At 70.5% G+C, this 15,428-nt stretch carries 20 protein-coding genes; 6 read left to right on the top strand and 14 right to left on the bottom strand.

Going from position 1 to position 15,428, the window contains the following annotated elements; genetic code table 11:
- Positions 1-71: 71 nt before the first annotated feature.
- The 7 genes from ACQEV8_RS24615 to ACQEV8_RS24585 form a co-directional block, all read right to left on the bottom strand.
- On the bottom strand, positions 72-905 hold the full coding sequence (locus tag ACQEV8_RS24615) for an ABC transporter permease (RefSeq protein WP_432963922.1): 834 nt from the start codon (positions 903-905) through the stop codon (positions 72-74).
- On the bottom strand, positions 902-1,891 hold the full coding sequence (locus tag ACQEV8_RS24610; RefSeq protein WP_432963919.1) for an ATP-binding cassette domain-containing protein: 990 nt from the start codon (positions 1,889-1,891) through the stop codon (positions 902-904). Before ACQEV8_RS24610 ends, ACQEV8_RS24615 begins: the two co-directional genes overlap by 4 nt.
- A gap of 68 nt (positions 1,892-1,959) precedes the next feature.
- The gene (locus tag ACQEV8_RS24605; RefSeq protein ID WP_432963916.1) at positions 1,960-2,235 is read right to left on the bottom strand and encodes a hypothetical protein; all 276 of its coding nucleotides are present in this window, start codon (positions 2,233-2,235) and stop codon (positions 1,960-1,962) included.
- 62 nt (positions 2,236-2,297) lie between these two features.
- Positions 2,298-2,861: a PadR family transcriptional regulator gene (locus ACQEV8_RS24600; RefSeq protein WP_432963913.1), complete on the bottom strand. Its 564-nt coding sequence runs from the start codon at positions 2,859-2,861 to the stop codon at positions 2,298-2,300.
- A 402-nt stretch (positions 2,862-3,263) separates the two neighbouring features.
- On the bottom strand, positions 3,264-3,713 hold the full coding sequence (locus tag ACQEV8_RS24595) for a nitroreductase family deazaflavin-dependent oxidoreductase (protein ID WP_432963910.1): 450 nt from the start codon (positions 3,711-3,713) through the stop codon (positions 3,264-3,266).
- Between the two features lie 189 nt (positions 3,714-3,902).
- A complete protein-coding gene (locus tag ACQEV8_RS24590) occupies positions 3,903-5,366 on the bottom strand; it encodes an aldehyde dehydrogenase family protein (protein WP_432963907.1) in 1,464 nt (487 codons plus the stop codon).
- A 117-nt stretch (positions 5,367-5,483) separates the two neighbouring features.
- Positions 5,484-6,308: a helix-turn-helix domain-containing protein gene (locus ACQEV8_RS24585; RefSeq protein WP_432972960.1), complete on the bottom strand. Its 825-nt coding sequence runs from the start codon at positions 6,306-6,308 to the stop codon at positions 5,484-5,486.
- A 364-nt stretch (positions 6,309-6,672) separates the two neighbouring features.
- Here ACQEV8_RS24585 and ACQEV8_RS24580 point away from each other — a divergent pair, with 364 nt between their 5' ends.
- On the top strand, positions 6,673-7,155 hold the full coding sequence (locus tag ACQEV8_RS24580) for an ATP-binding protein (protein WP_432963904.1): 483 nt from the start codon (positions 6,673-6,675) through the stop codon (positions 7,153-7,155).
- A gap of 93 nt (positions 7,156-7,248) precedes the next feature.
- Here ACQEV8_RS24580 and ACQEV8_RS24575 read toward each other — a convergent pair whose 3' ends face one another.
- From ACQEV8_RS24575 to rpmG, 5 genes are all read right to left on the bottom strand, one after another.
- Positions 7,249-7,467, bottom strand: a complete 219-nt coding sequence (locus ACQEV8_RS24575; protein WP_221299255.1) for a DUF397 domain-containing protein — start codon at positions 7,465-7,467, stop codon at positions 7,249-7,251.
- A 593-nt stretch (positions 7,468-8,060) separates the two neighbouring features.
- Complete coding sequence (gene rpsR, locus ACQEV8_RS24570; RefSeq protein ID WP_432963901.1) at positions 8,061-8,297, bottom strand: 30S ribosomal protein S18; 237 nt, start codon at positions 8,295-8,297, stop codon at positions 8,061-8,063.
- 6 nt (positions 8,298-8,303) lie between these two features.
- Positions 8,304-9,491 carry a CobW family GTP-binding protein gene (locus ACQEV8_RS24565; RefSeq protein ID WP_432963898.1) on the bottom strand — a complete coding sequence of 396 codons (1,188 nt, stop codon included), beginning with the start codon at positions 9,489-9,491 and terminating at the stop codon, positions 8,304-8,306.
- Between the two features lie 49 nt (positions 9,492-9,540).
- Complete coding sequence (locus ACQEV8_RS24560; protein ID WP_432963895.1) at positions 9,541-9,798, bottom strand: type B 50S ribosomal protein L31; 258 nt, start codon at positions 9,796-9,798, stop codon at positions 9,541-9,543.
- Between the two features lie 2 nt (positions 9,799-9,800).
- Complete coding sequence (gene rpmG, locus ACQEV8_RS24555; RefSeq protein ID WP_184594658.1) at positions 9,801-9,965, bottom strand: 50S ribosomal protein L33; 165 nt, start codon at positions 9,963-9,965, stop codon at positions 9,801-9,803.
- 65 nt (positions 9,966-10,030) lie between these two features.
- Here rpmG and rpmB point away from each other — a divergent pair, with 65 nt between their 5' ends.
- The 4 genes from rpmB to ACQEV8_RS24535 all read left to right on the top strand — a co-directional run bounded on the left by rpmB (position 10,031) and on the right by ACQEV8_RS24535 (position 12,169).
- Positions 10,031-10,267: a 50S ribosomal protein L28 gene (gene rpmB / locus ACQEV8_RS24550; protein WP_432963891.1), complete on the top strand. Its 237-nt coding sequence runs from the start codon at positions 10,031-10,033 to the stop codon at positions 10,265-10,267.
- Positions 10,267-10,572 carry a 30S ribosomal protein S14 gene (gene rpsN / locus ACQEV8_RS24545; protein ID WP_432963888.1) on the top strand — a complete coding sequence of 102 codons (306 nt, stop codon included), beginning with the start codon at positions 10,267-10,269 and terminating at the stop codon, positions 10,570-10,572. The genes rpmB and rpsN overlap by 1 nt, the downstream gene beginning before the upstream one ends.
- 415 nt (positions 10,573-10,987) lie before the next feature.
- The gene (locus ACQEV8_RS24540) at positions 10,988-11,521 is read left to right on the top strand and encodes a hypothetical protein (RefSeq protein WP_432963885.1); all 534 of its coding nucleotides are present in this window, start codon (positions 10,988-10,990) and stop codon (positions 11,519-11,521) included.
- Between the two features lie 105 nt (positions 11,522-11,626).
- The gene (locus tag ACQEV8_RS24535; RefSeq protein ID WP_432963882.1) at positions 11,627-12,169 is read left to right on the top strand and encodes a DUF4232 domain-containing protein; all 543 of its coding nucleotides are present in this window, start codon (positions 11,627-11,629) and stop codon (positions 12,167-12,169) included.
- Between the two features lie 7 nt (positions 12,170-12,176).
- Here ACQEV8_RS24535 and ACQEV8_RS24530 read toward each other — a convergent pair whose 3' ends face one another.
- Positions 12,177-13,301 carry a DUF2786 domain-containing protein gene (locus ACQEV8_RS24530; protein WP_432963879.1) on the bottom strand — a complete coding sequence of 375 codons (1,125 nt, stop codon included), beginning with the start codon at positions 13,299-13,301 and terminating at the stop codon, positions 12,177-12,179.
- A gap of 74 nt (positions 13,302-13,375) precedes the next feature.
- On the opposite strand from ACQEV8_RS24530, the gene ACQEV8_RS24525 reads away from it, so the two are divergent.
- Positions 13,376-14,119, top strand: a complete 744-nt coding sequence (locus tag ACQEV8_RS24525) for a Clp protease N-terminal domain-containing protein (protein WP_432963876.1) — start codon at positions 13,376-13,378, stop codon at positions 14,117-14,119.
- 68 nt (positions 14,120-14,187) lie between these two features.
- On the opposite strand, the gene ACQEV8_RS24520 is transcribed toward ACQEV8_RS24525, so the two are convergent.
- Positions 14,188-15,249: an IS110 family transposase gene (locus ACQEV8_RS24520; protein ID WP_432963873.1), complete on the bottom strand. Its 1,062-nt coding sequence runs from the start codon at positions 15,247-15,249 to the stop codon at positions 14,188-14,190.
- Between the last annotated feature and the right edge of the window lie 179 nt (positions 15,250-15,428).

Raw genomic sequence — 15,428 nt, 5'->3', positions numbered from 1 at the left:
TGGACAAGCCGGGGAGGGATGTGAGCCGGCCCGGTGGACTGGCCGGCTCACATCCCCGGTTCAGGGTGGGGTCACCGGCTCAGGGAGCGGTACTTGCGGACGGCCAGCGGGAAGAAGACCGCGAAGATCGCGAGCGGCCAGACGAAGGACATGAGCATGGCGTGCTCGGCGATCCAGGAGGTGCCGCCGACCCCGGGGTTGCCGAACAGTTCCCGGGTGGCGTGGGCGGTGGACGACAGGGGGTTCCACTCGGCGATGGTCGCCAGCCAGCCCGGCATCATCTCCGGGGAGGCGAAGGTGTTGGCGACGATGCCCAGCGGGAAGAGCAGGGTGTAGACGGCGGAGGCCGCCTCCGGGGTCTTGATGATCAGGCCGAGGTAGATGCCGACCCAGAGCAGGGCGAAGCGCAGCAGGAGCAGGAGCGCGAAGGCGCCGAGCGCCTGCATGAACCCGTCGCTCCAGCTCCACCCGGCGATGGCCCCGCAGCCCACGAGGATCATCAGGACGACGGTGCTGTAGAGCATGTTGACGATGCTCTGCCCGATGACGACCGAGGCGGCCGACATGGGCATGGAGCGGAACCGGTCGGTGACGCCCTTGGAGGCGTCGGCGGTGACGCCGGCCATGGTCTCGCCGATGCCGAAGGCCATCGACATGACGAACATGCCGGGCATCAGGAAGTCCATGTAGTCCCCGCCGCCCTCGACCTGCATCCCGCTGCCGAAGATGCCGCCGAAGAGCAGCACCATGAGGATCGGGAAGGCGAGGCCTGCGAGGATCTGGGTGGGGTTGCGGGCCCAGTGGGACAGTCCGCGGAGCGTGAGCGTCCAGGAGTCCGCGAGGACCCAGCCCAGTCTGGCCAGCGGGTTCCTGGGCAGTTCGGGCGCGATGATCGCGGTGGTCATGACTGGGCGACCTCCTTGAGGCTCTGCTCGGCGGACGTGGCCGACCCGTTGCCGGTCAGGTTCAGGAACACCTCGTCGAGTGTGGGCCTGCGCAGGGCGATGTCCTCGGCCTCGATGCCGGCGTCGTCGAGCTCCCGGGTGACCGCGGTGAGGGCGGCGACCCGGTTGGCGACGACGACGCTGACGCGCCGGTCGTCGGCGTCCGTCTCGGGCTCGGCCCGCAGCAGCGCGCCGATCATGCGCCCGGCCCGTTCGAGGTCGTGGGCCCGGCGGAGCACAACGTCGATCCGGTCTCCACCGATCTTGTTCTTGAGCTGGTCCGGAGTGCCGGACTCGACGACCCGCCCGTTGTCGATCAGGGCGATCTCATCGGCCAGCTGGTCGGCCTCTTCGAGGTACTGGGTGGTCAGCATGACCGTGCGGCCCTCGGAGACCAGGCCGCGGACGGACTCCCAGACGTCGTTGCGGCCCCGCGGGTCGAGCCCGGTGGTGGGCTCGTCGAGGAACAGCACGGACGGGGCCAGGATGAGGCTGGCGGCGAGGTCGAGCCGCCGTCGCATACCGCCGGAGTACTGCTTGGCCGGCTTTCCGGCGGCCTCGGTCAGGCCGAAGCGCTCCAGCAGTTCGTCTGCTCGGCTCTGCGCTGTGCGCTTGCCGATGTGGTACAAGCGCCCGAACATCACGAGGTTCTGACGGCCGCTCAGGTCCTCGTCCACCGCGGCGTGCTGGCCGAGGAGTCCGATGCTGTAGCGGACCTCGGCCGACTGGGTGGCGACGTCGTAGCCGGCGACCCGGGCGGTGCCCTCGTCGTACTTCAGCAGGGTGGAGAGGATGCGGACCGCGGTGGTCTTTCCGGCGCCGTTCGGGCCGAGAAGGCCGTAGACGACGCCTCGGGGTACCTCCAGGTCGAGTCCCGCGAGGGCCTCCTTGTCGCCGTACTTCTTCTTCAGAGCTTCGGTCTGGATCGCTAAATCGGCGCCGCCCATGCCCGCCCCTTCTTTCGGGTGCTCAAATTTGGGTACCCGGCGAGCTTAGAGGAGGGCGGCCCGGTTATTCAAGTTTTAGTACCCCTGGTGTGCCCCCTGTCGGCACCCCTCGGGTGCCCCTTGTCGGCGCCCTCCTCCCGGACGTCCCAGTGGTCGCGGTGGGCGGCGTACCACTCGACTGTCTCGCGCAGTCCGTCCTTCAGCGACCAGCGCGGCGCGTAGCCCAGTTCGCGGCGGATCTTGGAGTCGTCCACCGCGTAGCGGAAGTCGTGTCCCTTGCGGTCCACGACCCGCCGGACCAGGTCCCAGTCACGCCCGCAGAGCGCGAGGAGACGGGCGGTCATCTCCTTGCCCTGGGTCGGCCAGCACTCCACCGATCCCGATCAAGGGCCGGAAGGACTCCCCGTCAGGCGCCGTTCCGCTCCCCCGCCATGAGGTAGGCGCCCGCCTTCAGACGCTCGATCAGCGCCTCGGCCCAGGCGGACTGACTGGCGGCACCGTGCTCCCAGAGGCCGAGGAGCTCACGGATATGGGCCCGCTGCGGCCGCTCGCCGGCCGCCTCGTCAACCTTGGCGATCAGCTCCGACTGTTCGGCCGAGAGTGACGCGATGCGCTCGCGCAGCAGACCGATGGCCTCCTCGCGGCTGAGCGCGGGCAGCAGAACGAGCGCCGCGCCCAGCGTGTCCGCCCGGTTGTTCCCCTGGCGCAGCGCGTCACGCAGCAGCCGGAAGAACTCCTCGTCGCCCGGCGGCGCCATTTCGTAGTCGACCCGGCCCGGCCAGTCCGGGATTTCGGTCGACTTCAGCAGCCCGTCCTTGGCCAGCTGCCGGAGGGCGTGATAGATCGAACCGAACTTGATGTTCGCCCATTCGTCAGCACCCCAGGACACCAGCTCGGAACGGACCAGATAGCCGTGCGCCCGGCCGTGCATGCGCACGACTCCCAGGACGAGCAATCTCGTGGCAGACATCGTCTCCCTGCTGAATCTCCCTCACGGCACGGACCAGCGACCAGTGCTCCGCCCCTCGCCGGACCCCGCCGACTGGTCCCACGGTAGTACATGACCTGCTGTTCTCCGCGATCGCGGAAGGGACGGACAGCGCGAGAGGGACGGACAGCACGTCTCGCCCCGGACCTGCCGAACGGCACGCGGGACACGGGCTTCGCCGGCCCTGCCGTACCCGAGTACTACCCGGACGCCAGACCAAGCGGTGCGGAAGAGGGAGCTCATCGTTCCAGCAGGCCGAGCAGCCGATTGCCGCCGCCCGGCACCGCGAAGTACGCGTACCGGGTGCGCGGCCGGGCCCCCGCCGACGCGCACTCCCCCGAGCATCGCCGTGGCCGCCTCCTCACCGGAGGCGTCGGACTCCCCTCAGTCCTGTGCGGGCTGCTGTGGCTCCAGCACGATGACGGGGATCTTCCGGTCGGTCTTCTTCCGGTAGCTCTTGAATTGCGGAAAAATCGCGGTCATCGCCTCCCACAGGCGATCCTGTTCCCCCTCTTCCGCCTCCCTGGCGACCGCCTCGAACGTGTCCGCGCCCACCTGCACCCGCACCCGCGGCTCCGCCAGCAGGTTGAGATACCAGTGAGGATGGCGGTCGGATCCGCCGTTGGACCCGACGACGACGTAGTTGCCCTGATCCTCCCCGTAGATCAGTCCGGTCCGCCGCAGCACCCCGGAGCTGCGGCCCCGTGTGGTCAGCAGCAACGTCGGCTTTCCGTACCAGATGTGCCCCTTCGAACCCTCGCTGGCCACGTATCGACGCACATGTGTGGCGACCCAGCCGGTCGGGCTGTCGAGCACCTCGTCCTGTTCGTCCATGCACTCACTCCGTCCGTCGGTGGGCACAACGTACCACCGGGTACTCCAATTTGAGTATTGACCAGCACTTCCCCTCAAACCACTTGGTTCAAGGGGGAGTTGAGCTGATCCACTGCTTCCGGCTGCCCTGACGGACCCGGTAAGAGCATGCTGGGGCCTTGCTGTGGGTGTGCTCCAGGCGGGTGTGCTCTAGAAGGGGAACCCGCTGCGCCCGTGCTGCACCGAGATCCACTTGGTCGTGGTGAACGAGTCGAGCATCGTCTCGCCGTTGAGCCGGCCGATGCCCGAGTGCTTCTCGCCGCCGAAGGGGACGATCGGCTCGTCGTGGACGGTGCCGTCGTTCACGTGGAACATGCCCGTGTCGATCTGCTTGGCGAACGCGACGCCCCGCTCGATGTTCCCGGTGTGGACGGCGCCGCTCAGACCGTACGGCGTGTCGTTGACGAGGCGTACGGCCTCCTCCTCGCCGTCGAACGGGACGAGGAACGCGACCGGGCCGAAGACCTCCTGCTTCAGCAGGGCCGAGTCGGCGGGGACGCCGGTCAGCACGGACGGCTCGACGAGGTTGTCGGTCCGCGCGCCGCGCACCAGGGCGGTGGCCCCCTCGGCGAGGGCCTGCTCGACCACGCCGGAGACGGCGTCCGCCTGGGAGGAGTTGATGACCGGGCCGATGACGGTCTCCGGGTCACGCGGGTCGCCCGCCTTGAGGGTCTTCACCTTGGCGACGAACTTCTCGGTGAACTCGTCCGCGACCGACCGGTCCACCAGGACTCGGTTGGCGGCCATGCAGACCTGGCCCTGATGGACGTACCGGCTGAAGACGGCCGCGTCCACCGCGTAGTCGATGTCGGCGTCGTCGAGGACCACCAGCGCGCTGTTGCCGCCCAGTTCGAGGACCGAGCGCTTGAACAGCCCGGCGCAGACGGTCGCCACGTGCCGGCCGACCGCGTCGGAGCCGGTGAAGGAGATGACCTTGGGGACCGGGTGCTCGATGAAGGCGTCGCCGATCTCCGCGATGTCGGTGATGACGACGTTCAGCAGACCGCCGGGCAGCCCCGCGTCCTCGAAGATCTTCGCGACCAGGGAGCCGCCGACGATGGGCGTGTTCTGGTGCGGCTTCAGCACCACGGCGTTGCCGAGCGCGAGCGCCGGGGCGACGGACTTCAGCGACAGCAGGAAGGGGAAGTTGAAGGGGCTGATCACGCCCACCACGCCGACCGGCACGCGGTAGACGCGGTTCTCCTTGCCGTCCACCGGCGAGGGAATGATCCGGCCCTCGGGGCGCAGCGCCAGATGGACCGCCTCGCGCAGGAACTCCTTGGCGAGGTGCAGCTCGAAGGCGGCCTTCAGCCGGGTGCCGCCGAGCTCGGCGATGATGGCCTCGGAGATCTCCGCCTCGCGCTCCTCGATCAGGCGCAGGGCCTTCTCGAAGACGGCGCGGCGGGCGTACGGATTGGTCGCCGCCCACTGCTTCTGGGCACGGGCCGCGGCCTGGTACGCCTGATCGACCTCGTCGACCGTGGCTATGGTGATCGACGCCAGCTTCTCGTCGTCGTACGGATTGAAGTCGATGATGTCCCAGGAGCCGGTACCCGGGCGCCATTCACCGTCGATGTACTGCTGTGCAAGGTCGGTGAAGTAGGACGACGACATGTGATCCCTCGATCCCTAAGCAGACCTCTGATCGCTTCTTCACGATCTGATCACACGTCATCGTACTTGCGTTTGAGGCGAGTTGGAGGGGTCCTTCAGGAGAGCTGGGGGGCCTCTTCAGGAAAGCTGGAGAAGCCCCCGGAGAAGATCCCGGCTCTCGGAGGGACCCGGACTGTCGCTCTGCAGTTCCTTGAGCGCCTTCTCGTACTGGGCGACGTCCTCCGCCTTGTCGAGGTACAGCGCGCTGGTGAGCTGCTCCAGATAGACGACGTCCGAGAGGTCGGACTCCGGGAAGCTGAGGATCGTGAACGCGCCACTTTCGCCGGAGTGGCCGCCGAGGCTGAACGGCACGACCTGGAGCCGCACATTGGGCCGCTCGGAGATCTCGATGAGGTGCTGGAGCTGACCGCGCATCACCTCGCGGTCGCCGTAAGGGCGGCGCAGGGCGGCCTCGTCCAGGATGATGTGGAAGTCGGGCGCCCGCTCGTCGAAGAGGTACTTCTGCCGCTCAAGACGCAGCGCCACCCGCCGTTCGACGTCGGCTGCGCTCGCGCTCTGCATGCCCCGCCGGACCACCGCGTGCGCGTACGCCTCGGTCTGCAGCAGGCCGTGCACGAACTGCACCTCGTACGCCCGGATCAGCGAGGCGGCGCCCTCCAGACCGACGTAGGTCGGGAACCAGCTGGGCAGCACGTCCGAGTAACTGTGCCACCAGCCCGCGACATTGGCCTCCTTGGCCAGGGACAGCAGGGAGGCGCGCTCCTGCTCGTCCGTGATGCCGTACAGCGTGAGCAGGTCCTCGACGTCCCTCGTCTTGAAGCTCACCCGGCCCAGCTCCATCCGGCTGATCTTCGACTCGGAGGCTCGGATCGAGTAGCCCGCCGCCTCGCGCGTGATGCCCCGCGCCTCACGCAGACGCCTGAGTTGTGATCCGAGCAGCATGCGCCGCACCACCGATCCCGGCTCTCCCGCGCTCACGTTCGCCAGCCTCCCCAACGTCTTCAGGGGCCGAAGTCTGCCACTAAAACACTCCGAGCAGTACTCGTCCGGTTACGGAAACGGAATCGCATCGGAGAACGCACGCGCGCGAATGCAAGAAGGAGGCATGCGAACGGCCGGAGCAGGACGCGAAGATGACGGAAAAATTGACCAACAAGCGGTACGGGACGGCTCATTCCGGTCACGTGCACGTGCATCTGCCCTTGCATCTGCTGAACGCATCCGAAACCATGGTCCCGCACCACCGCCGCATCGCACCGACCGCGAATTCCCGGGAGTGCCTCGCATGGGGACGAATGGATCAACCATGCTCGAGCCGTTACGGCAGGGCCTTCCGCCGCTTGATCCAGCGGCCGTGTCCGACGCCGCCTCCTGCGCTCTGCCCGCCCGCTACGAAGCGGTGCGCGACGCACGGCGGTTCACCCGCGGCACCCTCGACCAGTGGGACATGGGCGACCGCTTCGACGACGTCTGCCTGGTGGTCTCGGAACTCGTCACCAACGCCCTGCGGCACGGCCTGCCGGCCAACACCCCGTGCGCCGCGGGCCGGGAGCCTCCGGTGCGGCTGCACCTGATGCGCTGGACCGAGCGCCTGGTGTGCGCCGTGCGCGACCCCAGCCACGACAGCCCCGTCGCCCGGGAGACCGACGACTTCTCGGCCGAGTCGGGCCGCGGACTGTTCCTCGTCGACTCCTTCGCCGACAGCTGGGGCTGGCAGCCGCTTGCGGGCGCGCTCAGCGGCAAGGTGGTCTGGGCTTTGTTCCGGCTGCCGCGAGCCGGCAGCGAATAAGAAACCGCGGCGCTTCCTGGCGTCGCGGTTCTACGCGCGTTACAGCGCGTAGATTTCCGATTACCCCCGGTTTGCAGGGGGTTTGCCGACGCGTCAGCCGCCCACCAGGTGGTCGAACTCGCCGTCCTTCACACCCAGCAGCATCGCCTCGATCTCCGCACGGGTGTAGACCAGCGCGGGTCCGTCGGGGAAGCGCGAGTTGCGTACGGCCACCTCCCCGCCCGGGAGCCGGGCGAACTCCACGCACGAACCCTGCGAGTTGCTGTGCCGGCTCTTCTGCCAGGCCACGCCGTTCAGCCCGGCGGCCGCCATCCCGTTGTACACGTCGTGGTCCACAGGTCGCTCCCCGGTGGTGCACTGGCTTATGTGGCCATTGATGCAGTGGTCAACTGACCCGGATCATAGCCCTGTTCATGTGCGGATGCATGAGCAGATGCACGTGCACGCGGGGTGGTCCTGCGGTTACAGCTTTGCCGACCGCTGTGCCGAAGCTCTTGCCTGTTTGACGGCCCTGCCTGCTCTCTCGTTCCCGGAGGCGGACGGGGAAGTCGGCGGGTTCGGCGGAGGTCCGGTGGAGGCGGAGCATCCACTCGGCGGCGGGGACGGGGTCCCCGGCGGGGGCGGCGGCCGAGAAGAGGGAGCTGGCGGCGGGCGGCCCGGAGACCGGGCGGCAGCGGGCCGGGCTCGATGCGGAAGACGACCGTGACCTGCGGGAGCAGGGAGAAATGGGCCGCTCGCAGGACCGGGACGTCGTCCTGCGGGCCGGTGTCCCGCTCGCACGATCGGCGGACACGCGGTCGGCCACCCGGCCCTGGCGGTCCACCCTGCGTGCGCCCGATGAAGGCCCGGAACGCAGGCATGAGGTCCCCCGCACGTCAAGCGTGGGGAACCTCACCCGGGTCCTCTCAGCGGGAGGCGTAGGGCAGCAGCGCCATCTCGCGCGCGTTCTTGATCGCCTTGGCCAGCTGCCGCTGCTGCTGCGCCGACACCCGGGTGACCCTGCGGCTGCGGATCTTGCCCCGGTCGGAGATGAACCTCCGCAGCAGGTCGGTGTCCTTGTAGTCGATGTAGGTGATCCCGGCCTGGTCCAGCGGATTGGGACGGTTCTTGGCGGGGAGCTTGCGGTCGGGCTTGCGGGGCATCGGGGATCAGACCTCCAGGAGGGTGTCGAAGGCGTGCGGCAGCCGCTGCCAGGCGTCTCGCCCGGCGGCGTACTCGGCGTCGGTCAGCAGGCAGGACTCCAGCAGCCGCTCCAGGCCGTCCCGGTCGAGGCCGGGCGAGGTGAAGACGAGGTGCTGGCCGCGGTCACCGTGCTCGGGGTGCCAGTCCAGCGCGGCGGCGGCGCGGCGCACCGGCGGGACCATCTCCCAGGCCGCGTCCGGCAGGGAGGCGAGCCAGGGCCCCGCGCTCTCCACGCACAGGGCCCCGCCCGCGGCGTCCCAGTGGAACAGCGTGTCGGTCTTGTCGGCGAGCCAGAAGCGGCCCCGGCTGCGGGCCGCCGCGCAGGTCAGGTCCTCCAGGGCGGCGTAGAGCCGCTCGGGGTGGAAGGGGCGGTACCGGTGCCAGACCAGGGTGGAGACGCCGTGCGCGTCGGCCTCGGCGGGCAGCAGGGCGCAGGCCGGATGCTGGGCGGCCGCGGCGGCCTCCACGTCGAAGCCGGCCAGGGCCGCCTCGGCCAGCGGCGTCAGCGCTCGCCGGCGCGGGGCCGGCACCGTCAGTCCGTCGTCGGCCGGCCTGTCCGCCAGGTCGCCCTGGCCGATCGGGACCTGGCGGGCCGTCGGGTGCAGCTGCGCGAGCAGCTCGCGGTCCTCGTCGTCGGCCTCCGGGGAGTCGGCGAGCGCGAGGACGGGGGCGTACTCCAGCTGGCGCGCGAAGGTGTCGGCGACCGTGCGCTGGTCGGTCGCGGCGGCTGCGAGACCGCCGTCGGCCAGGTCGTCGCCGTTGGCGAGGTACGGCAGGACCAGGGCCGGGTCGACGGCGGTGAGCACGCCGGTGACGGTGAGCCCGCCGGCCGTGACGACCTCGGCCATCGCCTTGGGCTCGACGGAGTCCCACAGCTCGACGACGGCCAGCGGCGTCCGCCCGGCATCGGCGAGTCGCTCCAGCTCCGGGACCAGGTCCTCGCGCAGGGCGCAGCAGGCACAGTCGTTGACGAGCGGCGCCTCCCCCGCGTCGAGGAGGCCGGTGGCGTCCCGGACGGTCCGTACGACCGTGCCGGCTGCGGCCGTGGCGAGGTCGTGATGGAGGGCGACACTGCCGGGCACGTCGGCGAGCAGGCGTGCCACGGCGGCCCTGCGGGCGTCGGCGTGCAGCCCGCCGACGATGACGACAGACATGCCGGTGGGTCCGGTGGGGCCGGTGGGTCCGGAAGGGGCAGTCACCGGGTCAGCCCTTCTTTCCGTACCGGCGCTCGAAGCGCTCCACACGCCCCGCCGTGTCCAGGACGCGGGCGGTGCCGGTGTAGAAGGGGTGGCTGACGTCGGAGATCTCGACGTCGACGACCGGGTAGGTGGAGCCGTCCTCCCACTCGATCGTCTTCTCGCCCGCCCTGGCCGAGAGGGTCGAGCGGGTGAGGAAGGCGTAGTTCGCGGCACGGTCGCGGAAGACGACGGGGCCGTACTCCGGGTGGATTCCCTCGCGCATGGTCAGCGCTCCTCTCGGAAGTCGACGTGGCGGCCGGCGACCGGATCGAACTTGCGCAGGGTCATGCGGTCCGGGTCGTTGCGGCGGTTCTTGCGGGTCACGTAGGTGTAGCCGGTTCCGGCGGTGGACCGGAGCTTGATGACCGGCCGGAGTTCGTTGCGTGCCATGCCGCTACACTACTGAAAATGAATTCCATTTGCATCACCTGAGTCAGAGAGGTACATCACCCACCATGTCCGCGCACTGCATGCTGACCGGCGCCCAGCCCGGCTTCGGCAACCGGATCTCGCACTCCCACCGGCGCACGTCCCGCCGGTTCGACCCCAACATCCAGTCCAAGCGCTACTGGCTGCCGAGCGAGGGCCGGCACGTCCGCCTCCGGCTGAGCGCCAGGGCGGTCAAGACCATCGACACGATCGGAGTCGAGGCGGCCGTCGCCCGGATCCGCGCCCGGGGAGTGAAGGTCTGATGGCGAAGAAGAGCAAGATCGCGAAGAACGACAAGCGCCAGGAGGTCGTCGCGCGCTACGCCGCGCGGCGGGCCGAGCTGAAGGAGATCATCCGCCGTCCGTCGTCGACGGAGGCCGAGCGCCTCGCCGCCCAGGCGGAGTTGCGCAGGCAGCCGCGCGACGCGAGCGCCACACGGGTCCGCAACCGCGACCAGGTGGACGGGCGCCCGCGCGGCTACTTCCGGGCGTTCGGGCTGTCCCGGGTGAGTCTGCGGGGGCAGGCGCATGCCGGGTATCTGCCGGGGGTGCGGAAGTCGTCGTGGTGAGGCGGGGCCGGGGCCCTGCGGGTCGACCGTCCTGGTGAGGGCCGGACGGCCGGAGGACTTCCGCGAGGTGGCCGCCCCAGGGAGAGCCGGACACCAGGAACGCCCCCGGCCGGCCGCCCGCCCCGGAGAGGTCACCCGGCCGCCCCTGCCACCCCTGGCCGCCCTGCCGTCCCGGGCCGGCCCGTGCCGCCCGGGCCGCCTGGTCGCCGGCACCCAGGGCGCCCCTCGTGGGCGGACGGCCCGGTAGGCCAGGCTGCGGGAGGCGCACCCGTAGGCCGGCCGGTGGAGGCCGAGCGGGGTCGTCCTCCGAGCCGCTTGACGGGCCCTGGTAGCTTGCTTCGGTCGTTCCGGCACAGAGGTCGGCCGGGTTGCGTCCGGGCCGGCCGGCTACAGCTTGGGGGCTGCAGTGACTTCGGTGATCTTCTCGCGTCGCACGGGAGCGCGTCGACGGCTGCGGGTCGCGGCGGCGGCCGCGGGGCTGGCCGGTGTGCTCGCACTGTCCGCGTGCAGCAGTGACAGCGGCTCCGGGGACGATTCCGCGTCCAGCCCGGCCCCGTCCGCCTCAGCGTCCGCCGACACGGACGGCGGCTCGGGCGGCTCCGGCTCCGGCTCCGGCTCCGGCTCCGGCTCCGGCTCCGGCACGCTGTCGGGCAGCTGGCTCGCGACGACCGACGGCAAGGCCGTGGCCCTGGTGATCACCGGCAAGCAGGCCGCGCTCTTCGCCACCGGCGGGAGCGTGTGCAGCGGCACCGCTGGCGAGGAGTCCGGCATGCGGATGATCCGCCTCAAGTGCACGGGCGGCGACAAGGAACGAACGACCGCCATGGTCGACTCCGTGAACAAGAGCAGCCTGAAGGTCACCTGGGAGGGCGGCCTCGGCGCGGAGACCTACACCAGGGCCGAGGGCGGCAAGCTGCCGACCGGGCTGCCCACGGCGGGCCTCGGGTAGGAGTGCGACTCCGGAGAACGGCCTGCCCGGGTGCGTGACGGTCCCTCCGTCCGAGATGATCCATCCACTGGAACCGCTCACCGCCATCACGCACCAGAGGTCCCCATGCGCACCCTTCCTCCCCTCGCCCTGGCCACCGCCCTCGCCGGGACGCTCCTGCTGACCGCCTGCGACGACGACGGCGCCGGCGCCGACGACGTCAAGAACGCGGACCGGCCGACCGCTTCGGCCTGCGCGCTCGGCGACATGGGCGTGAAGGTCGGGGCCGGCGCCGCCCCGGCCGCCGGGGACACCGGCACCGTCACCGTGACGCTCACGAACAAGGGCGCGCAGTGCACCCTGAAGGGCTTCCCCGCAGTGGACCTGGTGGCCGAGGACAGCACGACGTCCGTGCCCCCGGACCAGGGCGTGAAGGCCCGGCCGCTCACGCTCGGCAAGGGCGGCACCACGTCCTTCACCATCACCTACGTCCGGGGCGAGGCGGGCTCCGCCAAGAGTCTCCCCGTGCGGAGGGCGTCCTTCACCCTGCCCGGCGCCACCGAGGACGCGCACACCCTGACGTGGTCGTACGGAGAGGTCGCCCGGAGGGACGGGGCAAGCGGCGCGGCCGAGGCCTCGGTGAGCGGCTTCGAGTCCTCCGGCGACTGACGGCGGTTCAGCACAGCGGCGGCCGGTGCCCGACCTGGGCCCGGTCGGCCGCCTGCGCGCCCTCCGTCCAGCCCGCCGCGTCGCGCACGCCGCGCAGGCGGGTGGTGGTCGTCTCCGGGAACATACGGTCCAGCCGTCCGGTGACCGCGACGTCGCGGGAGGCGAGAACCGGAAGCAGGTCGTCGCTCACCTGGGCCTGGGCCACTTCTCCCAACCGGGTGCCGATGCGGTGGGCGTAGGCCGCGAGGAAGGACTGCCGGAACGTCTTGGTGCGCTTGCGGCCCCCCGCGCGCTGGGCGGCTTCCGCCTTCGTCATCGCGGTCGTGGCCTGCACGAGGAGCGAGGTGTAGAGGAGTTCGACCGCCTCCAGGTCCGTTTCGAAGCCGACGACGGTGGAGAAGGCGAGGGGCTCGTTCCACACCGCCCGGCAGTGATTGGCGGAGGCGACGGCGTCCAGCAACACCGCCTTGGCCTGCTCGTACGGCGGTTCCACACCGATCCGGCAAGCGCCTGGAGTGTCGGGCGAGGGTGCCCGCGCCGCGAGCAGCGCCTCGTCGACACTGTGCCGGGCCATCAGCTCCTGCGCCTTGGCGCTGAGCGCCTCGGCCTCCTCCGGGAACCCGGTGGCCTCCGCCTTGGCGAGCAGGGCGCGGATACGGGTGAGCATGCGGGACTCGTCCCTGGCGCCGGCGGTCGCCCCACCGGCCGCCTCCCCGGACGTCTCGTCGAGGGGTTCGAGGGCGGGCAGCCGCAGCAGCAGGCGGTACAGCTCCAGCACGGCCGTGGCGTGCGAGAAGCGGTCGGTACGGGGCGGGGCGTCGGCGGGGAGTTCCGCGAGCTGCGCGCTCCAGCGGCGGCCGCGGGGCCGGTCGCCGGGCGCCTGTGCCCGGATCAGCCCGGCCACGAGCAGCACGTGGACGTCCTCCAGTTCGCTCCGGACGATCCGTACGACGTCGGCGGGCTGCCAGCCGCGCCGCCAGGACGCCGCCACGAACTCCTCGCCACGCCGGGCGAGTTCGGTATCCGCCGCCGGGTCGGAGGCGAGCAGGGAGGCGCCGGTGTCGAGGGTCGTCTCGCCGGTCGCGTACAGGGCCGCTTCGAACGCGCGGTCGACGGTGGGGGACGTACTCACGGGCCGATGGTGCCACGCGCCCAGGTGTCAACTCGCGGTTGACACCCACAGGAGCGCAACCTACGGTTGACAGCATGACGAAGAACCCCGACATCACGTCATCCGTGCGCCTCGACGACCTGATCGCGGCGATCAAGAAGGTTCATCAGGAACCCCTCGAACAGCTCCAGGACGCGGTGATCGCCGCCGATCACCTCGGCGAGGTGGCCGACCATCTGATCGGCCACTTCGTGGACCAGGCCCGGCGTTCGGGCGCCTCCTGGACGGACATCGGCAGGAGCATGGGCGTCACCCGGCAGGCCGCGCAGAAGCGCTTCGTGCCGAAGGAGTCGGCGGACCTCGACCCGAACCAGGGCTTCGACCGCTACACGCCCCGCGCCCGCAACACGGTGATGGCCGCCCACAACGAGGCCAGGTCCGCGCGCAACGCCGAGGGCCTGCCCGAGCACCTCGTCCTCGGCCTGCTGGCCGAGCCGGAGGCACTCGCCGCGAAGGCGATCACCTTCCAGGGCGTGACCCTCGACGCGGTGCGCGAGGCGGCCACGGCGGCGCTTCCGCCCGCCGTCGAGGAGGCCCCGGAGCTCGTGCCGTACGGCCAGGCCGCCAAGAAGGTCCTGGAACTCACCTTCCGCGAGGCCCTGCGCCTCGGCCACAACTACATCGGCACCGAGCACATCCTGCTGGCCCTGCTGGAGCACGAGAACGGCGAGGGCGTCCTCAACGGCCTCGGCATCGGCAAGGAGCGGACCGAGCGGTACGTGGTGACGGTGCTGGAGAAGATCGTGCGGGCGCAGCAGGAGACACCGGACGAGTCGTGACACCGTCGTAGCGGCGGCGACGGCGACGGCGACGGCGATCGAGGGGGCGTTGAAGCTCCTATAGATCGTCAAGCTGGTCGTGCCAGGACCGGGACGTCGGTGGCTTTGATGTGCCTGTAGACCTCGCGGGCGACGAACCGTTTCAGGCACCGCATGACGTCCTTGGTGGTCATGCCTTCGGCGGTGCGTCTGGCGACGTAATCCCTGGTCCGTGCGTCGTGTTGCATGCGAACCAGGACGATGGTGTAGCGGGCGCTGTTGGCGTGCCGGTCGCCGCCGCGGTTGATGCGGTGGCGGTCGGTGCGGCCTGAGGAAGCGGGAATCGGGGCGGCCGCGCACAGGTGCGCGAAAGAGGCTTCGGACCGGAGCCGGTCTGGGTTGTCTCCGGCGGTGATCAGAAGCTGTCCGGCCGTCTCGATGCCGACTCCGGGCAGGGCGACGAGGCTGGGGGCCGCACGTGTCACGAGGGGGGCGAGGTCGGCGTCGGCCTCTTTGATCTCCTGCTGAAGGGCCTGGTAGCGGCGGGCGAGGCGGCGCAAGGCCGTCCTGGCCGCCACTGCGGGGTCGGTCAGGTCCCCGGTGGGCCGGGTCCGGGCGAGGGTGTCGATGAGCACGGCGGTGGGCAGTCCCCGCAGCTTCTCCCGCAGGGCGGAGGGCGCGGTGACCGTCAAAGAGCGGATCTGGTTGATGGTCTGGGTGCGGGCCTTGACCGCGCTCTTGCGGACCACGCGCAGCGCGCGGATGGCCTCCACGATCCCGTCGCGGCTCTTCGGCGTTCCGCTCGCGCGGCCGGAGAGGACGGCGGTGGCCGCCGCGTAGGCGTCGATCAGGTCGGACTTGCCGTGGGCTCGTCTGGCCCTGCGGTCTGGGCGGTCGACCTCCACGACTGTGATGTCGTTGGCGGTCAGGAACCGGGCGAGTTCGGCGCCGTAGGCTCCGGTGCCCTCCATTCCGACGGCGATGACGTCGCCCTGGGTCCGGAGCCAGGCCAGCAGCTGTTCGTAGCCGGCCGCCGTCGTCTCGAACGACCGCGTGTCCAAGTGGCGGCCGACCGAGTCGATCACTGCGGCTTGGTGGATGTCCGTGTGGGTATCGACTCCGCCGATCACTGCTATCCCGGGCGCGCTCATGCCTGCTCTGCCGTCCTTCGTACGAGGCGTGGTGGAACAGCGTGCGCTGCCCGGGCAGACGGACGAGACAGTGAAGAGGCCCGACGGCCAAGCTCCTATGAGGTCACGGACACCCGCGAGCACACGCAGTGACACCACCCGCGGGCCGACGATTCAACACACAGGCAGCCGAAGCGCCA

The organism is Streptomyces sp. CA-179760 (genome assembly GCF_050937045.1).
In the GTDB taxonomy this organism is placed as follows: domain Bacteria; phylum Actinomycetota; class Actinomycetes; order Streptomycetales; family Streptomycetaceae; genus Streptomyces.
This window is presented reverse-complemented; position numbering and strand designations above follow the sequence as displayed.

Bases quoted from the DNA above. Each gene is read 5' to 3' on its own strand.
- ACQEV8_RS24615 (WP_432963922.1), bottom strand. From the start codon at position 905: ATGACCACCGCGATCATCGCGCCCGAACTGCCCAGGAACCCGCTGGCC.
- ACQEV8_RS24610 (WP_432963919.1), bottom strand. From the start codon at position 1,891: ATGGGCGGCGCCGATTTAGCGATCCAGACCGAAGCTCTGAAGAAGAAG.
- ACQEV8_RS24605 (WP_432963916.1), bottom strand. From the start codon at position 2,235: ATGACCGCCCGTCTCCTCGCGCTCTGCGGGCGTGACTGGGACCTGGTC.
- ACQEV8_RS24600 (WP_432963913.1), bottom strand. From the start codon at position 2,861: ATGTCTGCCACGAGATTGCTCGTCCTGGGAGTCGTGCGCATGCACGGC.
- ACQEV8_RS24595 (WP_432963910.1), bottom strand. From the start codon at position 3,713: ATGGACGAACAGGACGAGGTGCTCGACAGCCCGACCGGCTGGGTCGCC.
- ACQEV8_RS24590 (WP_432963907.1), bottom strand. From the start codon at position 5,366: ATGTCGTCGTCCTACTTCACCGACCTTGCACAGCAGTACATCGACGGT.
- ACQEV8_RS24585 (WP_432972960.1), bottom strand. From the start codon at position 6,308: ATGCTGCTCGGATCACAACTCAGGCGTCTGCGTGAGGCGCGGGGCATC.
- ACQEV8_RS24580 (WP_432963904.1), top strand. From the start codon at position 6,673: ATGCTCGAGCCGTTACGGCAGGGCCTTCCGCCGCTTGATCCAGCGGCC.
- ACQEV8_RS24575 (WP_221299255.1), bottom strand. From the start codon at position 7,467: ATGGCGGCCGCCGGGCTGAACGGCGTGGCCTGGCAGAAGAGCCGGCAC.
- rpsR (WP_432963901.1), bottom strand. From the start codon at position 8,297: ATGCCCCGCAAGCCCGACCGCAAGCTCCCCGCCAAGAACCGTCCCAAT.
- ACQEV8_RS24565 (WP_432963898.1), bottom strand. From the start codon at position 9,491: ATGTCTGTCGTCATCGTCGGCGGGCTGCACGCCGACGCCCGCAGGGCC.
- ACQEV8_RS24560 (WP_432963895.1), bottom strand. From the start codon at position 9,798: ATGCGCGAGGGAATCCACCCGGAGTACGGCCCCGTCGTCTTCCGCGAC.
- rpmG (WP_184594658.1), bottom strand. From the start codon at position 9,965: ATGGCACGCAACGAACTCCGGCCGGTCATCAAGCTCCGGTCCACCGCC.
- rpmB (WP_432963891.1), top strand. From the start codon at position 10,031: ATGTCCGCGCACTGCATGCTGACCGGCGCCCAGCCCGGCTTCGGCAAC.
- rpsN (WP_432963888.1), top strand. From the start codon at position 10,267: ATGGCGAAGAAGAGCAAGATCGCGAAGAACGACAAGCGCCAGGAGGTC.
- ACQEV8_RS24535 (WP_432963882.1), top strand. From the start codon at position 11,627: ATGCGCACCCTTCCTCCCCTCGCCCTGGCCACCGCCCTCGCCGGGACG.
- ACQEV8_RS24525 (WP_432963876.1), top strand. From the start codon at position 13,376: ATGACGAAGAACCCCGACATCACGTCATCCGTGCGCCTCGACGACCTG.
- ACQEV8_RS24520 (WP_432963873.1), bottom strand. From the start codon at position 15,249: ATGAGCGCGCCCGGGATAGCAGTGATCGGCGGAGTCGATACCCACACG.